19 protein-coding genes are annotated in these 18,013 nt (G+C 42.8%); 7 read left to right on the top strand and 12 right to left on the bottom strand.

The genetic code is table 11. The features are described from left to right. Nucleotides 1–11 precede the first annotated feature (11 nt). The 5 genes from HUO09_RS08445 to HUO09_RS08425 form a co-directional block, all read right to left on the bottom strand. Nucleotides 12–458 (bottom strand): PAS domain-containing protein, encoded by a 447-nt coding sequence (locus HUO09_RS08445; RefSeq protein WP_167411677.1) that lies wholly within the window; start codon nucleotides 456–458, stop codon nucleotides 12–14. Continuing rightward, a complete protein-coding gene (locus HUO09_RS08440) occupies nucleotides 458–1,462 on the bottom strand; it encodes a response regulator (RefSeq protein ID WP_167411676.1) in 1,005 nt (334 codons plus the stop codon). The genes HUO09_RS08445 and HUO09_RS08440 overlap by 1 nt, the downstream gene beginning before the upstream one ends. A gap of 101 nt (nucleotides 1,463–1,563) precedes the next feature. Then, on the bottom strand, nucleotides 1,564–1,797 hold the full coding sequence (locus HUO09_RS08435; protein ID WP_167411675.1) for a hypothetical protein: 234 nt from the start codon (nucleotides 1,795–1,797) through the stop codon (nucleotides 1,564–1,566). Nucleotides 1,798–1,944: 147 nt separating this feature from the next. Continuing rightward, on the bottom strand, nucleotides 1,945–2,313 hold the full coding sequence (locus HUO09_RS08430) for an NADH:ubiquinone oxidoreductase (protein ID WP_167411674.1): 369 nt from the start codon (nucleotides 2,311–2,313) through the stop codon (nucleotides 1,945–1,947). A gap of 233 nt (nucleotides 2,314–2,546) precedes the next feature. Further along, nucleotides 2,547–2,783: a hypothetical protein gene (locus tag HUO09_RS08425; protein WP_188233647.1), complete on the bottom strand. Its 237-nt coding sequence runs from the start codon at nucleotides 2,781–2,783 to the stop codon at nucleotides 2,547–2,549. Between HUO09_RS08425 and HUO09_RS08420 the strand changes: the two genes are divergently transcribed. After that, nucleotides 2,782–3,945 (top strand): threonine/serine exporter family protein, encoded by a 1,164-nt coding sequence (locus HUO09_RS08420; protein WP_188233646.1) that lies wholly within the window; start codon nucleotides 2,782–2,784, stop codon nucleotides 3,943–3,945. The genes HUO09_RS08425 and HUO09_RS08420 overlap by 2 nt on opposite strands. A gap of 51 nt (nucleotides 3,946–3,996) precedes the next feature. Here HUO09_RS08420 and HUO09_RS08415 read toward each other — a convergent pair whose 3' ends face one another. Next, nucleotides 3,997–4,200: an alternative ribosome-rescue factor A gene (locus tag HUO09_RS08415; RefSeq protein WP_042481127.1), complete on the bottom strand. Its 204-nt coding sequence runs from the start codon at nucleotides 4,198–4,200 to the stop codon at nucleotides 3,997–3,999. Between the two features lie 349 nt (nucleotides 4,201–4,549). Here HUO09_RS08415 and HUO09_RS08410 point away from each other — a divergent pair, with 349 nt between their 5' ends. Continuing rightward, complete coding sequence (locus tag HUO09_RS08410; protein WP_042481129.1) at nucleotides 4,550–4,759, top strand: cold-shock protein; 210 nt, start codon at nucleotides 4,550–4,552, stop codon at nucleotides 4,757–4,759. 112 nt (nucleotides 4,760–4,871) lie between these two features. On the opposite strand, the gene HUO09_RS08405 is transcribed toward HUO09_RS08410, so the two are convergent. Beyond that, the gene (locus HUO09_RS08405; RefSeq protein ID WP_167411671.1) at nucleotides 4,872–5,369 is read right to left on the bottom strand and encodes a hypothetical protein; all 498 of its coding nucleotides are present in this window, start codon (nucleotides 5,367–5,369) and stop codon (nucleotides 4,872–4,874) included. Nucleotides 5,370–5,644: 275 nt separating this feature from the next. Here HUO09_RS08405 and HUO09_RS08400 point away from each other — a divergent pair, with 275 nt between their 5' ends. After that, nucleotides 5,645–6,187, top strand: coding sequence for a YaeQ family protein (locus HUO09_RS08400; protein WP_167411670.1), 543 nt, complete (start codon nucleotides 5,645–5,647; stop codon nucleotides 6,185–6,187). Between the two features lie 49 nt (nucleotides 6,188–6,236). Here the strand turns inward: HUO09_RS08400 and HUO09_RS08395 are convergent, their stop codons facing one another. The 3 genes from HUO09_RS08395 to HUO09_RS08385 form a co-directional block, all read right to left on the bottom strand. Further along, complete coding sequence (locus HUO09_RS08395; RefSeq protein WP_188233645.1) at nucleotides 6,237–7,112, bottom strand: mechanosensitive ion channel family protein; 876 nt, start codon at nucleotides 7,110–7,112, stop codon at nucleotides 6,237–6,239. Nucleotides 7,113–7,260: 148 nt separating this feature from the next. Then, nucleotides 7,261–8,493: a peptidase T gene (pepT, locus tag HUO09_RS08390; protein WP_188233644.1), complete on the bottom strand. Its 1,233-nt coding sequence runs from the start codon at nucleotides 8,491–8,493 to the stop codon at nucleotides 7,261–7,263. 700 nt (nucleotides 8,494–9,193) lie between these two features. Beyond that, entirely contained in the window at nucleotides 9,194–10,561 is a 1,368-nt protein-coding gene (locus tag HUO09_RS08385; RefSeq protein ID WP_188233643.1) for an alpha-amylase family protein, read from the bottom strand. Nucleotides 10,562–10,873: 312 nt separating this feature from the next. On the opposite strand from HUO09_RS08385, the gene HUO09_RS08380 reads away from it, so the two are divergent. Continuing rightward, nucleotides 10,874–11,530: a DsbA family oxidoreductase gene (locus HUO09_RS08380; RefSeq protein WP_188233642.1), complete on the top strand. Its 657-nt coding sequence runs from the start codon at nucleotides 10,874–10,876 to the stop codon at nucleotides 11,528–11,530. Nucleotides 11,531–11,597: 67 nt separating this feature from the next. Here HUO09_RS08380 and HUO09_RS08375 read toward each other — a convergent pair whose 3' ends face one another. Together HUO09_RS08375 and HUO09_RS08370 are read right to left on the bottom strand one after the other, a co-directional pair. Then, entirely contained in the window at nucleotides 11,598–13,958 is a 2,361-nt protein-coding gene (locus HUO09_RS08375) for a Lon protease family protein (protein WP_188233641.1), read from the bottom strand. A 144-nt stretch (nucleotides 13,959–14,102) separates the two neighbouring features. After that, nucleotides 14,103–15,002, bottom strand: a complete 900-nt coding sequence (locus tag HUO09_RS08370) for a LysR family transcriptional regulator (protein WP_167411664.1) — start codon at nucleotides 15,000–15,002, stop codon at nucleotides 14,103–14,105. Between the two features lie 120 nt (nucleotides 15,003–15,122). On the opposite strand from HUO09_RS08370, the gene HUO09_RS08365 reads away from it, so the two are divergent. Genes HUO09_RS08365 through HUO09_RS08355 form a run of 3 tightly spaced genes read left to right on the top strand, consistent with a single transcriptional unit; the run spans nucleotide 15,123 to nucleotide 17,997 of the window. Next, entirely contained in the window at nucleotides 15,123–15,881 is a 759-nt protein-coding gene (locus tag HUO09_RS08365; protein ID WP_188233640.1) for a (Fe-S)-binding protein, read from the top strand. Next, the gene (locus HUO09_RS08360; protein WP_188233639.1) at nucleotides 15,878–17,338 is read left to right on the top strand and encodes a LutB/LldF family L-lactate oxidation iron-sulfur protein; all 1,461 of its coding nucleotides are present in this window, start codon (nucleotides 15,878–15,880) and stop codon (nucleotides 17,336–17,338) included. The genes HUO09_RS08365 and HUO09_RS08360 overlap by 4 nt, the downstream gene beginning before the upstream one ends. Continuing rightward, nucleotides 17,338–17,997 carry a lactate utilization protein gene (locus HUO09_RS08355; protein WP_188233638.1) on the top strand — a complete coding sequence of 220 codons (660 nt, stop codon included), beginning with the start codon at nucleotides 17,338–17,340 and terminating at the stop codon, nucleotides 17,995–17,997. The genes HUO09_RS08360 and HUO09_RS08355 overlap by 1 nt, the downstream gene beginning before the upstream one ends. Nucleotides 17,998–18,013: the final 16 nt, after the last annotated feature.

Below are 18,013 nucleotides of genomic sequence, written 5' to 3'. Positions count from 1 at the left end.
CGAAAACTCGCTCAACTCTGGTGCGCTTTTAGCACCACCAACGCTTCTGCGGTTGTATCTTGAATAGAAAGAAACAGTGAATTTATCGCACCCGTTGGTGTACGCATTGGGTTTAACGTTATGTTCTGATACATAAAATCCGCCTGCTGTGTCACAGGGCGAACGTTGCGACACTTAAACAAATACGGACGTTGCTGCCATGTGATGAAGCTTCGACAACCTAGATCGTAAACGGGTTTAGTTTTTAGGCGAAACCAATCTTGTGGAATCTCAGGGAATACCTCAAACAAAGATTTCCCAATCACTTCCTGAGCCATTTTGCCACTATGGTGTGTCATAAAACCATTCCACACCTGAACGTTGTAATCGCGATCGATCACAATTAATCCCATGTCGACGTTTTGCACCATGTCGACCATCCAATGAAACTGTTCAAATTCTGCTGGAAGAGACAACATTAGAAATCCTCCATCAAGTAGGCAAGTTTGCTATCAAGTAACGGTAGTGACTCGTCAACAAACATAAATAGTAGATCACATCGAATCGAAGTGTCTTCTATCGTATAACTGACCTCAAACGTCATCGTTTTACTGAACGATCCCGCCGTGGAGCTAATCACGGAATCAATTGTAATGTGTTGACCAAGCAGTACTGGCGAGCTTTGGAAAAAACGCACTTCCGCCTGAGCTCCAAGTCCATTGAGAAATGAACCTACTAAGATATTGGACACATCCATCAGTAGTTCCAACTCTTCTAGGTCTTCGCTCTCTGCGGGCACTTTCATGAGTTTTTTCAAATCAGAAACACTGGTATCACTAAGAAGCACTAACGCTTCACCAGCGATACCTTCGCCACTGAATCCTTGGCATACGCCCGATACATGCGCATTATCCGCGAGATCGCGAAGTGCCATATGCAGCTCAGTAACTTCAAAGATATTTACATTGGGTAAAGGCAAACGCACAAATACATCAAAGTGTCTTGCCAGTGCATCCGCAGCACGGCCAATGGCCACGTTAGCCACTTCCATATAGATATCGCGTCGGCGAAGTGCGGGTAGTTCAATCGAAACCGGAGTAACTATTTTAGGAGCCGAAACTGGCTCAACAAGCGTTTTCAATACGTCTTTAAGGACATTGATATCGATTGGCTTTTGAATGAAAGCTTTCGCCCCCAAAGCCATTACACGTTCTTTCGCTTTGGGCTGAATATCGCCCGACACCACCACAACAGGAGTAGAGATGCCTCTACTCTTCATTTCCTCTAACGTGCCAAAGCCATCCAGCTCAGGCATGGTCAGATCGAGAAACATGAGATTGAATGTTTGTTGCTGCAGGATTTGCAACGCATCTAGCCCATGCTCAGCAAACGTAATATTTGCATTCAGAGCCGCAGGTAGGGAACGCGCCATCTGCTTTCGAGCAAGAGCTGAATCATCACAGATGAGTACAGGAAACGACATATCATCACCTTCCCTTTAATTTGATAAGACTCTCTAAAGTGTATACCTAAAAATGTGATTAAGGCTAAAAATAGATGACTAGTTATTGATTAATTTAGAGATTACGGCCAAAGAGTAAGCACAATAATACGTATCAAAACGGCACACACCAGTAGGGCAATGCCTATTCGGTACCATTTATATTCGGAAATCGACATAGGAACGCGCTTATAGAACATAGTGGCGATGCCTTTCCAGTCGTGACTGCGGCGACCATATTGCGTAATGCTGGTGAGAACAAAGATGACACCCGCCACTAAGATACTTTTTTCAATCCAAAACAGTGCAATATCCATAACAATTCCTTCATACATCATTTACATACAAGTATATAAGGAAAAACAACGGGGCACTTTAGGACTATAGTCGTACAACACGCAGCAAAAAGGGGCCAGTCGGCCCCTTCAAAGAATCTAATCGGTTATGCAGAATCTAGTGTGCTTTTACAAATGCACCATACGGTTACGAAACTTCTTTGGTAACTCTGTAATGCTTTCTCGATAACTGAACCACAAGTAGGTTACGGTAATAGAGAAGAACAAATACGACAGTGCGAACACGAGAGGCGACGTAATCAGTTGCGCTGATAACCCCCACATTACACCAATCACAGTAACCGTCAGCTTAGCTAGCAAACCACACACCAATAAGAAAACAGCCAGCTCAGGTACTCGAGTACTTCTAAACGCAAACCAATAACAGCTGCCTACAGCCAAAGCAGCAACAGACATACCTAAAAGAAACGAATGAATATGGGCTGCAGAAGCGACACCCGCAGAAAGTGACGTCATTAATATCAATAATAGTTTCATAACATGCCTACCTCGTTAAGTGACAGCGATGAATCCTTTCAATTTTGGAAATTAATTTTTCAGTCATTTTCGCTCATCTTTTATTTATTTCAAGGTTAAAAAATCAACAAAACTTATACTTATTAAACAACTATTTAGATTGTTAAATAAGCGTTAAATCATCATATTTATTAACAATGATAAGCACTAGAATTTACGAGAAAAGGAATGAAAAAAGACTTATTCATTAACATTTATTTAACTGGAAATATTTTCAAAAAAAGTATTACAAAATGTAACCAAATAGCGGAGTTTTGTATTTGCCACTTAATTCCAGCAATAAATATTAAGCGCTCATAAGCTATATCAATAAAAGGCTCAATAGAATTTAAAAACACTATATTTTTATTTGTAACAATCACTAACCTCTCGCCAATTAGGCAACGCTCTGATACCTTTACGCCACTTTCATTCCAGCTTTCAAAAACCATGTTGTCTCAACACAGAATTAACAAAATTGTAGAAATTGGTGACACGTTACACCGTAGTGGATGTGCACCGTACAAAGTAGAAAAATACACCCAATATTACGCAAAAAAACACGGTGTCGATGTAATGATCCAAGCGACACCAACCGCCATTAATTACCAATTTCCTGACGACAACAACGCTGTGGTAATGAAGCGTCATAAACCCGCATCAATTAACCTGAGTCTTCTGGCAAACACCATCATCCGAATTAATCAACCAAGCAGTGAACCACTGCCAGAGCCTGTTGGTTATCCAAAATGGATTATCGCTCTAGCGAACATGGGGATACCACCAGCGTATTTAATGTTGGTAGGCAGTACACTCGAAGCTGTCGCTATATCGGTAGTGTTGGGGCTTGTTGTTTGGTTGAGCCAGCTTATCTGTCATTCAAGAAGAGCGATTGCGGCGGAGTTTCTTGCCTCAATGCTTACAGGCATATTTGTGGCGTTTTTAGCCAGTACTGGCTTGCCAATCCCTGTCTGGGCACTCTGTGTCGCGGCAGTAATTTTATTTGTCCCCGGCTTATCTATTGCTAACTCGCTTGAATGTTTAGCCTTTAATGACTTAGTTTCTGGCACCAGTTTACTCGGACAGAGTGCTTTAACTCTGATAAAGCTATTTGTAGGGATTGTGATCGGACTGAACATTGGTGAAGCCATTTGGGGACAAGCGGTTGCAACCATCTACAAGAACGAAGTGCCGATGTTACTGCATATCTTTGGCTTGTTTCTTCTGTCTGTCTCAATTGGTATTATTTTCAATGCGAGACCAAAAGACATTCTGCTTGGTTTACCCGTAGCGGTATTAGGCATGTGGGGGCCATTTTACCTAGGCTTTGACGCTGGTTGGGTTGTGGGAACGTGGATAACGACTGTACTGATTACACTGTATGGCACTTGGCTGGCAAAGAAAATGGAGCTTACGGGTTCGATATATATCGTCCAAGGTATCATCATCTTAGTACCGGGAAGCCGAGTGCTGATTAGCGCTAGTCAATCGGTATTCGAACAGTCCATTCTTCCGATACCAAGTATCGGTTTATCGGCGCTATTCATGTTCTCAGCGATTGTTGCAGGCCAAATCACGGCATACTCCATCTATTCACCTCAAATAGACAGATAGCTATTCAGCCGTTAACAAGCGTAATAAAAGAGCCCTATTCGAAAACAGCGATTAAGCAGCTTTTGAATAGGGCTCTTTACCCTTGTGCTTCATTTTGCGGTTGAAGCTTCCCTTACCTTTTTTCGCTTTCTCAACTCTTTGTCTAAATAATTGACTGGTGACTACCGCTTTTAATGCGTTGTCTTTAATAACACCTCGACCAAATTCAGTATCAACAACTTCGTTTGGTAGAGATTTTTTGATTGATTTACTCATCTCACTCTCCTTTTAAAAGTTGTGTGTATTTTGCGCTCAATATTGGCTGTGTCAATAAAATCGTCGAATCGTTATCAATCAAAAAGTTATTCAAATTGCAAAGAAATGGTGTTTAGTGCAAAAAATTGGTTGAAACTTGTTTCACTGATTCGTTAGACCTCAAGTTCCGATTGACAAGTGAATTCAATTGCCTAGACTCGTCCTTAGCTAGAAAGAAGTTCTTTGTTTACACATTGTTTCGTTGGATTACTCGTAACTCCCCCGTCGTGTCGTACGCAATAGCAATTTATTTTTCCACGCTATCAGCGCCCTAATCGGCTTTAAAGAAATATGTTTTAGGATAATTAATATGTCTACACCTGTTACTGGTACCGTTAAATGGTTCAACGAAACAAAAGGTTTTGGTTTCATCAAGCAAGAAAACGGTCCTGACGTTTTCGCACACTTCAGCGCAATTCAAAGCGAAGGCTTCCGCACTCTAGCAGAAGGCCAAAAAGTTGAGTTCGTTGTAACTCAAGGTCAAAAAGGCCCACAAGCAGAAAGCATTAAAGTAATCTAATTTTAATTGCTACATACTTGTTTAATAGCCAGCGTAATGCTGGCTATTTTGTTTATGCCTTCTTTTAAGAAGAATAGAGATGTTCTTTCTTTAAACATGCTGACCTATAAAGTCATGAGTCGGATGAAACGGCTACAACCATAGAAAATATATCTTCATCAGTACCATCTACCGCGGAGCCATAAGCTTTAACAGCCATAAAACCACCATTTTCCGACATTAAAGCCCATTCCCATTTATAGCCATCTTCCCAAGTTAGAAGCAGATTTCCTTTATCTGTAATCGTCCAGTTTACGCTCTCTAATACCCCTTTCTTTATTTTGTGATACTGAGCACTTCCATCAGGATTAAATGTTAGCTCTCGGGGGCCAGATTTTTTACTAAAGGCAAAACTAAATTTTTTGCCAATTAGCATGCTGTCTGTAAATACTTCGTATCCACCACACTGCATAACTGCTTCACTAAACTTCTCCATAGTGACCATATCACCTGTTGCATCTCCTGTAGTGCAAAGGTTAGAGAGCATAGCCTCTTCTTCTGGTGATTTAGTCGATTGGCAAGCTGATAAAGCCAGTACCGCTGCCGTTGTTAGTATGATTGTATATTTCATTGTTATTCCCTTATTTAGTGACGTTGCGAATGAAAATTAACAACCTGTAAACTTTAGTTAACATATGACTTACATCCAAAAATAAAAGCCATTCAAGAGCAAAAGTCCTGCATAGATCACACATTAACTAAGCATAAGAGAATAGAAATAAACCTCTTAGAGAACGAATAGTTTTCGCTAACTCAATTACTTACTTTATACTGCCCATAGATAATTTAAGGCATGGTGGCAGTTCTGCTGTGCTTAACCTGATTTGACGGAAACACAAACAAAATATGGCCCTTAAACCAACAATCTATAAGTTTCGAATTGCCTTAACTGACTTAAATCGTGACTACTACGACTCGCTAAACTTAACCGTTGCTTTGCACCCTTCCGAAACCAATGAACGCATGATGGCTAGAATCATGGCATTTTGTTTAAATGCGCACCCTGATTTGCAGTTCACCAAAGGCATATCAACAACCACTGAACCTGATATATGGCAACAAAATCTAGAAGGTCGTTCAGAATTGTGGATCGAACTGGGCGAGCCAGACGTGGACCGTGTAAAAAAAGCGACGCGTGTTGCAGATGTGGTGAAGGTTTACACTTATCAAATACGTTCTGACATTTGGTGGAATCAACACAAAGGTAAATTCGGTTACCTTCCTGTGGAAGTGGTTCGCTTCGATCCTGAAGCCATCGACCTTATCTCAGCTTCACCGTCTAGAACGGCCGACCTTTCCGTTATGGTTACAGGGCAATCTCTATTTGTCGAAGGTGATATGGGAAGCCATGAAATTGCCTTTGAATTTTTACAAAACCTTCCTGAGTGATTCTGTACTAGAATAGAAAAAGGTCTGTATAAACAGACCTTTATAGCAATCACATCTGGATATGGGCTTGTGCCATCATTTCAACCGGTACTCTTGGATATTTCTGCTCATAGAGTTCCATAAAGTCTTCTCTTATTAACTGCTCCAAATAAGTAGCGCGTTCAGTTGGACAGAATATTTTTATATGAACAATTTGCTCACCAGTAGCAGTACTGGTGATTTCCACATGCGGATCTGCGCCCGGCAAGTCAACACCAGCATGTTTTTCGATAACAGCGTTATAGCGTCTTGCAACATCCATAAAGTGAGCAAAGTGAGCCTCTATCCGTTCATGTATTTGCGGAACCAAAGGGAAAAGATTCACAAACTCAGGCACCACAATAGTAATGTCATGAAACACGTAGCGCTTCATAAAGTTCAAGTTCTTTACCGGATACTGAAAGAACATGCTGTTTGGTAAGGTCGCCGTTTTACCCGTGTAATGATAATTGGATTTTTGCAACGCGATCTCTTGAATAACGGTCGCCATCATATTGTGTTCAATCACTTCACCACTGATTGAACCCACTTCAATCCAATCTCCAATGCGAAATGATCGAGAACTCGCGCGCTGAATAGAACCTGTAAAACACAGGATGATTTCCTTTGATGCCACAACGATAGCAACAGCGATAGCCGTTACAGATAACGCAAACTCACTGATCTCTGACTGCCAAAGCATGAACAACAGAAGCACGATAATAGTGAAAGCGCCGTTTTTGGTACGCGACATCCATTTCCTTTGCTTCTCACTAATAAATGCAACGTCACCACGGATATATGAAAGAACTACTCGGCGCACCAGCCATATAACAACCAAAATTAGCGTGGATAACAACATTTTGTGCGCGAATAGAAAATCTACCACCGCATTAAATTTTTCCATAATTCTTCCTACTGCAAACAACCGATCAACTTACTGAAATACCTATGAAGACTAAGTTCTGTCGGTATTGATATAAAAAAGCGTTGGCAAACACATCATTGCCAACGCTCAAATAAGTATAACCGACCGAAATCGTTGATAAAGCAGTTTATTGTTTATAGTGCCGTGCAGTTTTCTCAGCTAGGGTCACGATCACATTAACCGCCTGTTCCATACCCTCAATAGTTATAAACTCGTGGATACCGTGGAAATTATAGCCACCCGTGAATATATTCGGGCAAGGTAATCCCATGAAAGAAAGCCGAGCGCCATCGGTTCCACCACGAATTGGTTTAATTAGAGGTTCAACACCGCAATGTTCCATCGAGATTTTTGCCAATTCGATAATATGTGGATGAGGTTCTACCATCTCTTTCATGTTGGCGTAGCTGTCGTAAATTTCCAGTTCAACACTGCCTTTTGATAGCTGTTTATTCAGTTCATCCACTTTTTGTTGCATGAATGCTTTGCGAGCCGCTAAACCCTCTCGCTCAAAGTCACGAAGAATGTAGCTTAACTGTGATTTGGCGATACCCATTGAAGCGGAAGAGAGATGGTAGAAACCTTCATAGCCTTCGGTATTTTGTGGCGTCTCTTGTTCCGGCATCGCAACAACGAAGCGGGAAGCAATATGCATTGCATTCACCATTTTGCCTTTTGCTGTACCAGGGTGAACACTGACACCGTGACAAGTGATTTCTGCAGTAGCTGCATGAAAGTTTTCATATTCCAGCTCTCCGACAGGACCACCATCAATGGTATAAGCCCACTCAGCACCAAACTTTTCCACATCAAAATGGTTAGCACCACGGCCGATTTCTTCATCTGGTGTAAAAGCGATACAGATATCGCCGTGGGGAATGGATGGATCAGCAAGCAGCATTTCGACAGCTGTGATGATCTCAGCAATTCCTGCTTTGTTGTCTGCACCTAAAAGCGTGTTGCCGTCGGTAGTGATCAGGTTTTTACCATGCAATTGGTGCAGTTCAGGATACTGAATTGGCGAAAGAACTTCATCGCCTTTACCGAGCGCAATATCGCCACCTTGGTAGTTTTCTACAATCTGTGGAACCACATGTTTACCTGAAGCATCAGGCGCTGTATCCATGTGAGCAATAAAACCAATAGCTGGTACTGGGTAATCGACATTTGATTTCAGTCTCGCCATCACATAACTGTGACTATCGATAGAGACGTCACTCAAGCCTAGTTCAAGCAATTCCTCATAAAGAGCTTGGGCAAACACTTTTTGCCCCGCAGAACTTGGGCAGTGATGGTTTTTGGGTTTTGATTGAGTATCGTAAGTGACATAACTTAAAAAACGTTGAATAAGATTTTCCATAACAAGTTCCGCTTTCAATTTATTACGCAGCAATAGAAAACTCTGAGCTGCAACGCGTATCCCGACATTAAGTAATACGCAGCTTATTGCATTCCATAGTACGTCTTATTTGAAAGTAAGAATTGCTGTAAATCAGTTTTTGGTAACTTAAGCGTTTTAGGCTGGGAGATTAGCCTAGCCACGAGAAATAACGCAAAGCAGAAGGATGTGGTTGAGCATATTTGATGTGTCATAAATAAAATATTCTGTTTCATTCACTACATCTAGTTGGAATTAACATCACAAACCACTAAAAAGCTTAAAGGAAAATCATTCACAACTTTGCTGTTTAAGTTTTGTACAACTAACTTTAACCATGTCTCCTTTATTTTCCCCCCTAGAAAATATTAAATGCTGACAACGTCAAACTTCTAACGAGGTTTCATAAAATACCTAAAGGCTCAAAAAATAAAAAATCCCCAGTGTGCTCAACTGGGGATTTTTTATTTGATGGTCTAGCGAGAATAAAGGCTTACGTAAAAGCGTAGATAAATCCTGACATAACGCTGGCAGAAACCAAGCAGACTTTTAACCAACTAGATGCATGATGACCAGATACTTTTTCATGTTAAGTAAGTTACCCCCTATTAAACTACTGCTAGCTTAAATAGTATTGCCGCATCCCGTTTGAATGCGGCATTTTTTTGTTTCAATTTTGAGGTTATATCGTTTCCGAACACGGCTTACACAGCATATAACTAGTTAATGGCGACGCTTCAACGACGACTGTCGTACCATTGCTGGCAAATACTTGATCGCTTAACAAATCTTGTAACGCATGATTCCAATTAAGCTCCACTGTTTGTGGCCTTGCGGATTTATTGATGATAACGATCCCTTTCTCATCACGACTGAACACCAGTAAATCATCACTTGCTTCAAGCATCACCATCGGCAACCCGTGCATACGATTGTGAAACTCAATTTGCGCGATGATTTTCGGATCGTTCCATGCGTTAAGCCAACGAGGCTGACCCGATTTGCTTTTAATGCGGCTGGTATCCAGATCAGTGTAAATCAACGGCACACCACCATCACGCCCTAAAATATAGCTATATGCCAAACTTTCTAAGGCTTCATCCATGACTAGGTTCTTAAACACATCGTTGTTTGGAATATCATGAGTAACGGTAAAGGTTATAGCCCGTTCCTTAGAAAGAGCGTCACCAAAACAGTAAGGGTCAATGAGCGCTTTCAAGCTGCCTGATTTTTGCAGTGCATTGAATACCGTCTGAAATAGAGGGAAATCGTAAGCACTTAGTTGGGTTTCAGCCAAATAAGGTTCTAGGAACAACTGGTATTCTTCTTTGGTTGCTCCGCCATCAGTAATGATCTCGCCGAAGATATGCACATCTTGGGTGATTTCATCGGTCCAGACTTTCTTCAAATGCTCAATAGACATGTGCTTTGCTGCATCTATCCTGAATCCTTTCACACCTAATGCTTTCAGTGCTTTTAGATAAGTCTGCTGCATCTCTATCACATGCGGACAATCTCTTAGGGTTGGTAGCCCTTGATCATGCGGCCCACCAGTAATACGACCATTTTGCACCTGCCATCTATCTTTCCAGTCTTTGATACCAAAGGCTTCAACAAAATCTTCTTCTTTAAACAAAGGTTCAGATAAATCACCGAACAACACTTGTTTTTGATAGTAGCGAGAAGATTTTCGATACTGTTTCATATCTTCTTCACTCGGATATTGAAGATCGAGGCGCTTTCTCGACTCATTGGCCATGTGGTTGAAGACAACATCAGCGTAGACATGTACTCCAAAGGCTTTCAAAGCATTGGTCATATCTTTAAATGACTGAGTATCACCGAGTTGATTGTCGATGACTCTGTAATCTTGTGGTTGGTAGCGTTGCCACCACTCTGTTCCGTGGTCGCTTTTCGCGGATTTCATTGGAGGGGAAATCAATACGGCTTTATACCCTGCTTCGAATATTGCTGAAGCACGTTCAGCTACGAGGGCATATGGCCAGTCAAATGCGTGTAATATAACGTCAGTTGGCTGATGAAGACTCATTGTAAATACTCCTTGTTACTCAACAAGCCGAATGAAAACTAAAAATGAATGCGCGGCTTGCTAGGGCTAACAGCCCTGATATTTAACCGAGTATAAAATATTCAATCTATTTGAAATCCACCTCTGAATCTGAAATAACGGTGGAGACTAAAGGCGTAGATCGACATATTTAATCTGGGTTGGGTTATCCTTAACCTCAGCACAGTATAGACGCCTATACTTAACTTAACTGTGTAACGTCGTTTTCATTTACGAGACATCAGGATTTGTTGTCATAAATAAGTGATCAATTCGCTCACTATGGAGGATTATATGCGGTCCATAAGAATCGATATCGTCTCTGATGTAGTCTGCCCTTGGTGCATTATTGGTTATAAGCGCCTGCAAGCAGCTTTGAAGTTGATATCGAATGAGATTCAAGCGGAAATACACTGGCATCCGTTCGAGCTCAATCCAACGATGCCTGAAGGCGGAGAAAACCTCCGAGATCATCTCGCACGCAAATATGGCACGACTAAAGAAGCGAGTATTGAAGCCAGACAAACCCTGACTCAATTAGGAGCAGAAGTGGGATTCCATTTCAACTTCTATGAAGAGATGCGAATCTACAACACGCGAAAAGCTCATCAGCTATTAATGTGGGCGAATCAGCATCACAAACAAAGTGAACTCGAACTTGCATTGTTCGATGCGTATTTCTGCCAAGAAAAACGGGTTGATGATGATAATGTGTTAATACAAATAGCGGTAGATGCCGGGTTGAATGAAGCCGAATGCCGACAAGTATTGCATGATGAATCATGGGCAAAAGCGGTGGCAAGTACTGAACAGCAATGGCTTCAGGCTGGTATTCATGCAGTCCCTGCCATTATTATCGATCAGAAACATCTTGTGTCCGGCGCTCAAACTACAGAACGACTGGTAGAACTATTGAAAAGTATTTCTCAAAACACAGCATCGATTCATTAGTGAGAAATTCATATGATAAAGGCCTTCAATCGAAGGCCTTTATATTCAGGTTAACCAACTTACTCTGCTACTTTCTTAAAGCATTCAATTTGGCTTGAGCTAGACCGTAAATACTGTCCACCGGATAACTACCATCTTCCGTTGCGATACCCACTTTTTTACCAGTAAAAATTTCAATCGCTTCAGATACATGGCTTATCGCCCAGATATTGAACTCACCTTTTTCTACCGCTCTGACAACATCCGGTCTTAACATCAGATTGTGCTTGTTGGCCTGAGGAATGATCACCCCTTGAGAATGACTGCGTCCTTTAATGCCGCACACATCAAAGAAACCTTCTATTTTCTCGTTCACGCCACCGATAGGTTGTGATTCACCAAATTGGTTCATGGAACCAGTAATCGCAATATCTTGGCGATTTGGCTGCTTGGAAAACGCTGACACAATTGCACAAAACTCCGCCATACTCGCGCTGTCACCGTCAACACCACCGTAGGATTGCTCAAACGTGATGGTAGTGGTTAACGGCACTCGAGCCGTGCGTCCAAACACCGAATTCAGATAAGCAGAAAGGATCATCACCCCTTTCGAGTGAATACTTCCTCCGAGATCTACACTACGTTCAATATCAATGATGTCTCCCTCACCGTAAGACGTTGTTGCTGTGATACGGTTTGGTGCGCCAAACATATGATCTTTAGTAGCCAGAACAGATAAAGCATTGACCTGCCCCACAGCAGAGCCTTCGGTCTGAATAAGCGTGGTACCGTTTGAGAAAGTTTCCATCACGCTTTCTTGCAAACGATTTACGCGCATTTGCTGATTACTTAGCGCCTCTTCTACGTGACTTTGGCGAATCATGTTCGAGTTCGCTTGCTTGGCGACGTAGTTTGACTCACGCAATAAGTTAGCAATATGAGCAGAATGAAGAGATAGCTTTGACTGATCGCCTGCCATTCGCGAACTGTGTTCAATGATTCTCGCGATAGCTTTGCGGTCACAATGTAACAAGTTGCTGTCATGGACAATACTGGAAATAAAACGCGCATAGTGAAGCTCTGTATCATCGGTACGCTTCATCTCATCTTCGAAATCAGCCGTAACACGGAACAACTCACTAAACTCTGGATCATAATGAGCCAGCAATTCATAAGTGCGGTAATCACCAAACAGAATAATTTTCACATCCAGTGGTATCGGTTCAGGGTCAAGAGACACTGTACCCGTTAGCGTTACTTCTTTTTCCAGCGATGTAAAACTGATTTGACGCGAGCGTAGCGCGCGTTTCAGGCCATCCCATACGTAAGGTTGTTCTAGTACCTTCACGGCATCCATCATCAATACGCCACCGTTCGCTTTATGCAAACTACCTGCGCGAATTAATGAAAAATCGGTAAATACGGTGCCTTTATAGGTTGCGGTTTCAATGTACCCAAACAAAGAGTGATAGTTCGGGTTTTCCTCAACCACAATTGGGAAATCATCAGTACAACGGCTCACCAACACGTTCACTTTATAGCGACGCGGCAGTTTCTTATCTAACGCTGCCGTTGCGATATCACCCTGCTCTCCTGCGCCTTCCAAAAAGATATCTACGTTTTCCAAAATGTCTTTTTGCAGATCTGTCAGATAGCTTTTGATCTCGGCATACTGCGAATAATCTTGCTTCAATTGTTTAATGAAATGAGCAACCACATCGAGCGTTACGTCATCGTTCAGCTTTTTGATTTTTTCCGTATACGACTCTTCCCATTCGGTTAAGTGACGCACCATGTTGCGTAGCGAAACCTCTAGTTCATCGATGGTCTGGCTGAAATGCTCCTGCTCTTTTTTGGTCAGTGCATCGAAGGATTCTTCGGTGTGCAGCTCTTCACCATTCAAAGCAACGAACTGGTATTCACCTTGGTTGGTGATGGTTAGGCTTATGCCTTTTTCTTTGGCATATTTCGTAATGTTTTCAAGTTCACTTTGTTGCTTTTGATCGAGCTGATTTTTCAGCTTTTCAGCACGCCCAATGTATAGCTCATTGTCAAAAGCCAACGGCATACCGTTCGTCAGCTTGGCCATTAATTTTTCAATGTCTTGGCGAAATGCGCTGCCTACGCCACGTGGTAGCTTTAAAACTCGTGGAGTACGAATGTCATCGAAGTTTGCAACGTAACACCAATCATATAGATTATCTGTCTCATGTTTATGGCGACTGAGATAACGCATGATCATAGTACGCTTGCCTAATCCATTACGACCAATCGCGTAGATGTTATAGCCTTTCTCTTTGATCGACATGGCAAACTCAACCGCTTTTTGCGCACGTTCCTGACCAACGATTTCATCAAGTGGGGGGAGTTCTTTGGTGGACTTGCAAGGCAATTGTTCTAACTTTGCTACATGGTAAAGCTGTTCTGCGTTCAGTTGTTGAATAGCCATAGCTCCACTCCTTTGGTTTTATATTTCTTCTTTTGTATATCAAGTTTAGCCGTAAAGCTTTGACTTTTTAGTGATTTAGCCCCTCTTAATGGTTAAGTGGACAAATAATCATCAATTGAGTTAAAAACACAATTCGTTCAGCGACTAGAAATAATGAGATATCGCTAAGTAGCGAGTACGGATATGTTCTATCAACAAGCGAACTTTGTTCGGCGGTTGGCGCGTAAACGGGTATACCGCGTAGATACCAAGCTTTTTGCCCACCTGCTCAGGAAATATATCAATCAATTCGCCATTACGAAAATCATGATAGACCAAGCACCTCGGCACATAAGCAATACCATGGCCTCCAAGCGCTGCTTTACGCAGTGCGGTCGCATTATCGGTTGAAAAAGTGCCAGAGACTTTAACGATATAGTTGCCTTTGCTGCCCTTAAACTCCCAGTCACTCGCCCCAGTGGTCTGATACGCGTATTGCAGACAATTATGATTGACCAAATCTTCAGGCTTAAGTGGTTTACCGTTCCGTGCTATGTACGAAGGAGATGCACACACTACCCATTGCGAATCCAGTATATGACGCGCAATCAAACTGGAATCGTCCAGATAACCCGTGCGGATAACCAAGTCATAACCGCCTTCCACTAAATCCACAAAGCGATTGTCGAGCGACATATCTACTGTTAACCCCGGATGCATATTGCAGAATTCCGCCACTGCATCGGCCAGTATCAGATCACCCGAAATAGAAGGAACGGACATTTTAATGTGCCCACTGACGTTCTCGCCAAATCCCGCAACGGCATCCAGCGCTTCCTGAGTGGCTTGCTTCACATTTTTCGCACTCGACATCAAAGCCTTACCCGCTTCAGTCAAGGTCAATTTACGCGTTGTTCGATATAATAGCTGCACACTCAGCTCTTCTTCCAAACGCGCAATTCTTTTGCTAACTACCGAATTTGTCAGGTTATTTTGTTCAGCCACTTTGCTAAAACTGCCAAATTCAACCACTTGGGAAAACAAGATTAAATCGTCTGCACGCATCAAATTATGTCACTTTTGGAAATAATGAATTTCATTATTTCCCTATATTAAAAAAAAGGAAAGCGCTAGATTCACATTTAATTAACACGATAATTACAATAACTCCCGTTAGGAGAAGCAATGCGTATCTACCCTGCAAAACCACAAAAAGTGTATTTCTATGCCACGTGTCTGGTGGACTTGTTTGACCCTCAAGCAGGGCTTGATGCGATGACTCTCCTTGAACAACAAGGTCTTGAAGTTATCTTCGTTGAAAAACAGACCTGCTGCGGTCAGCCCGCCTACACCTCTGGCTATGATGACCAAGCCAAGAAAGTGGCATTGAGCCAGATCGCGCTGTTTCCTGAACCTTATCCAGTGATTGTGTTATCGGGCTCTTGTGGCGGCATGATGCATCATCATTACCGACGCTTATTCATAGAAGATTCGCAGCAAGATCAGGTTAACGACTTCTGTGACAGAGTGTTCGAACTGACCGAATTCTTAGTCAATGTCTGCCGTGTCAAGCTGACGGATACTGGCGAACCAACGTCCGTGGTGATGCATACCTCCTGTGCTGCTCGTCGTGAAATGAATGTCCATGTCACGGCCACAGAACTGCTTAATCAGCTTGAGAGTGTAGAGCTTCGCATGCAGGACTATGAAAGCGAATGCTGTGGATTCGGCGGTACCTTTTCAGTCCGTCACCCCAATATTTCTCAAGCCATGGTTGAAGATAAAACCCATCACATTAGCCAAACCGAAGCCGATACTTTAATCAGTGCCGATTGGGGATGTTTGCTCAATATCAACGGCGCTTTGCAATACCAAGGCAAAGCCCTACAAGGCCGCCACCTAGCAAGTTTCTTATTAGAGCGCACCAAAGGAGCACAATCATGAGTCAGACTCCTAAGCAATTTCATATTCAGGCCAAAACAGCGTTAAATGATCCTCAACTACGCGCCAATTTCCGTGGCGCCATGGACTATCTGAGAGATAAGCGTAAAACGGCGTTTTCGGATGTAAAAGAAGAGAAAGCGATTCGTGATTTAGCGGAATCTATCCGACAGCGCTGCCTGAGTAAGTTACCGACATTACTGGAACAACTTGAACAAAAATGCACCCAAAACGGTATTCAAGTCCACTGGGCAGAAAACCCAGAACAAGCCAATGGCATCATTGCTGAAATAGCACAACGCCATCAGGCGAGAATGATCGTCAAAGGTAAGTCGATGGTCAGCGAAGAGATCGAGATGAACCATGAAATGGCAAAACTCGGTATTGAATGTTTAGAAAGTGATATGGGGGAATACATTGTCCAGCTTGACGGCGACAAACCTTCTCACATCATCATGCCGGCAATTCATAAGAATAAGCAGGAAGTGAGTGATACTTTCGAGAAGAATCTCGATGGTTTCACGCCGACTCTCGATGTTGATGAACTGATTCAAACGGGGCGCACCCGCCTTCGTCAAAAGTTTCACGATGCCGATATTGGTCTCTCAGGGGTTAATTTCGCCGTGGCTGAAACAGGTACGCTGTGCTTGGTTGAAAACGAAGGTAACGGTCGGATGTCGACCACCATTCCTAACGTTCACATTGCCATTACCGGCATTGAAAAGGTTGTTGAATACCTTGCCGATGTTCCGCCGCTTTACAGTGCTTTAACTCGCTCGGCAACTGGTCAGGCGATCACCACTTATTTCAATATGATCACTTCGCCGCGCAAAAAAGGCGAAAAAGACGGCCCACGAGAAGTGCATTTGGTCTTACTTGATAACGGTCGTAGTCAGGCTTATCAGGATGAAGAAATGCGCAAGACGCTGCAATGCATCCGCTGTGGAGCCTGTATGAACCACTGCCCGGTTTATACCAAAATTGGTGGGCACGCTTATGGAACTGTGTATCCAGGTCCGATCGGCAAAATCATTTCACCTCATCTCTTAGGTTTAGAAGCCACACAAGATTTGGTTACCGCATCCAGCTTATGCGGTGCGTGCGGTGAGGTTTGCCCAGTGAGAATTCCAATACCTGAACTGCTGCAACGCCTGCGCAAAGAAGCAAAGCATGAAGCGAAATCAGGTAACGAGGTCATGGACGGACAAAATGCCGCTCACAGCAATCTAGAAAGTATCGCGATGACAAGCTTTGCCTTTGCAGCAACTCACCCTAGTTTTTACCACTCAGCGACAGGGCTTACCACCAAGATACAAGCACTTATCCCGAACAAGCTTGGCGCGTGGACACAGTGCCGAACCGCACCAAAACCTGCGAACAAAACCTTGCATCAATTGCTCAAGGAGAAGCAAAGCTTGGAAAACCGAAGCACCAAGAACAAAAGTAGTGAGGGCAAATAATGAATACGGCACGCGATAACATCTTAAAAAAACTCAAAAATGCCAACGCTGTTCCAGTTCAAAGCGCGGAGATAGCCTTCGAACCGTGGGGATTCGACAAGAGTAAAACTGAGCAAGAAAAAATGGCGCGATTTTGCCAAGCCCTCAACGCAAGCCATGCAGAGGTTATGCAACTAGACAGCTCAGAAATTGGCGCGACTCTAAAAACATTAGCGATGGATAAAGGATGGCAGCGAGCAGCCATCGGCACTAAAGGCGAATGGATTAACGATTTCAGACAAGGCTTAAAAGCGTTAGATGTTATTGAATATCAGAATGAAATTGAAAACTGGAAAACGGCGCTGTTTCATGAAGTGGACGTTGGTGTCACGCATGTACTCGCAGGCATTGCTGACACAGGGGCTCTCGTCTTATGGCCAAGTGAACACGAGCCAAGAACATTATCTCTGGTTCCGCCATGTCATATTGCAGTGATGCACGCCTCGACCTTACACAATCACTTTCTAGAAGTGATGACAGAACAAAACTGGATGGCAAACATGCCGACTAACGCACTTTTGATATCGGGTCCTTCCAAAACGGCTGATATTCAACAAACCTTAGCGTATGGCGCACATGGGCCAAGTGAACTTATCGTCCTCATTCTTAAAGATAAATAGACGAAAGATAAATAAT

It is taken from the genome of Vibrio sp. Y2-5, assembly GCF_014596725.1.
Taxonomy (GTDB): domain Bacteria; phylum Pseudomonadota; class Gammaproteobacteria; order Enterobacterales; family Vibrionaceae; genus Vibrio.
Note: the sequence above shows the minus strand (reverse complement) of the source record. Positions and strands in the feature narration are given on the sequence as shown.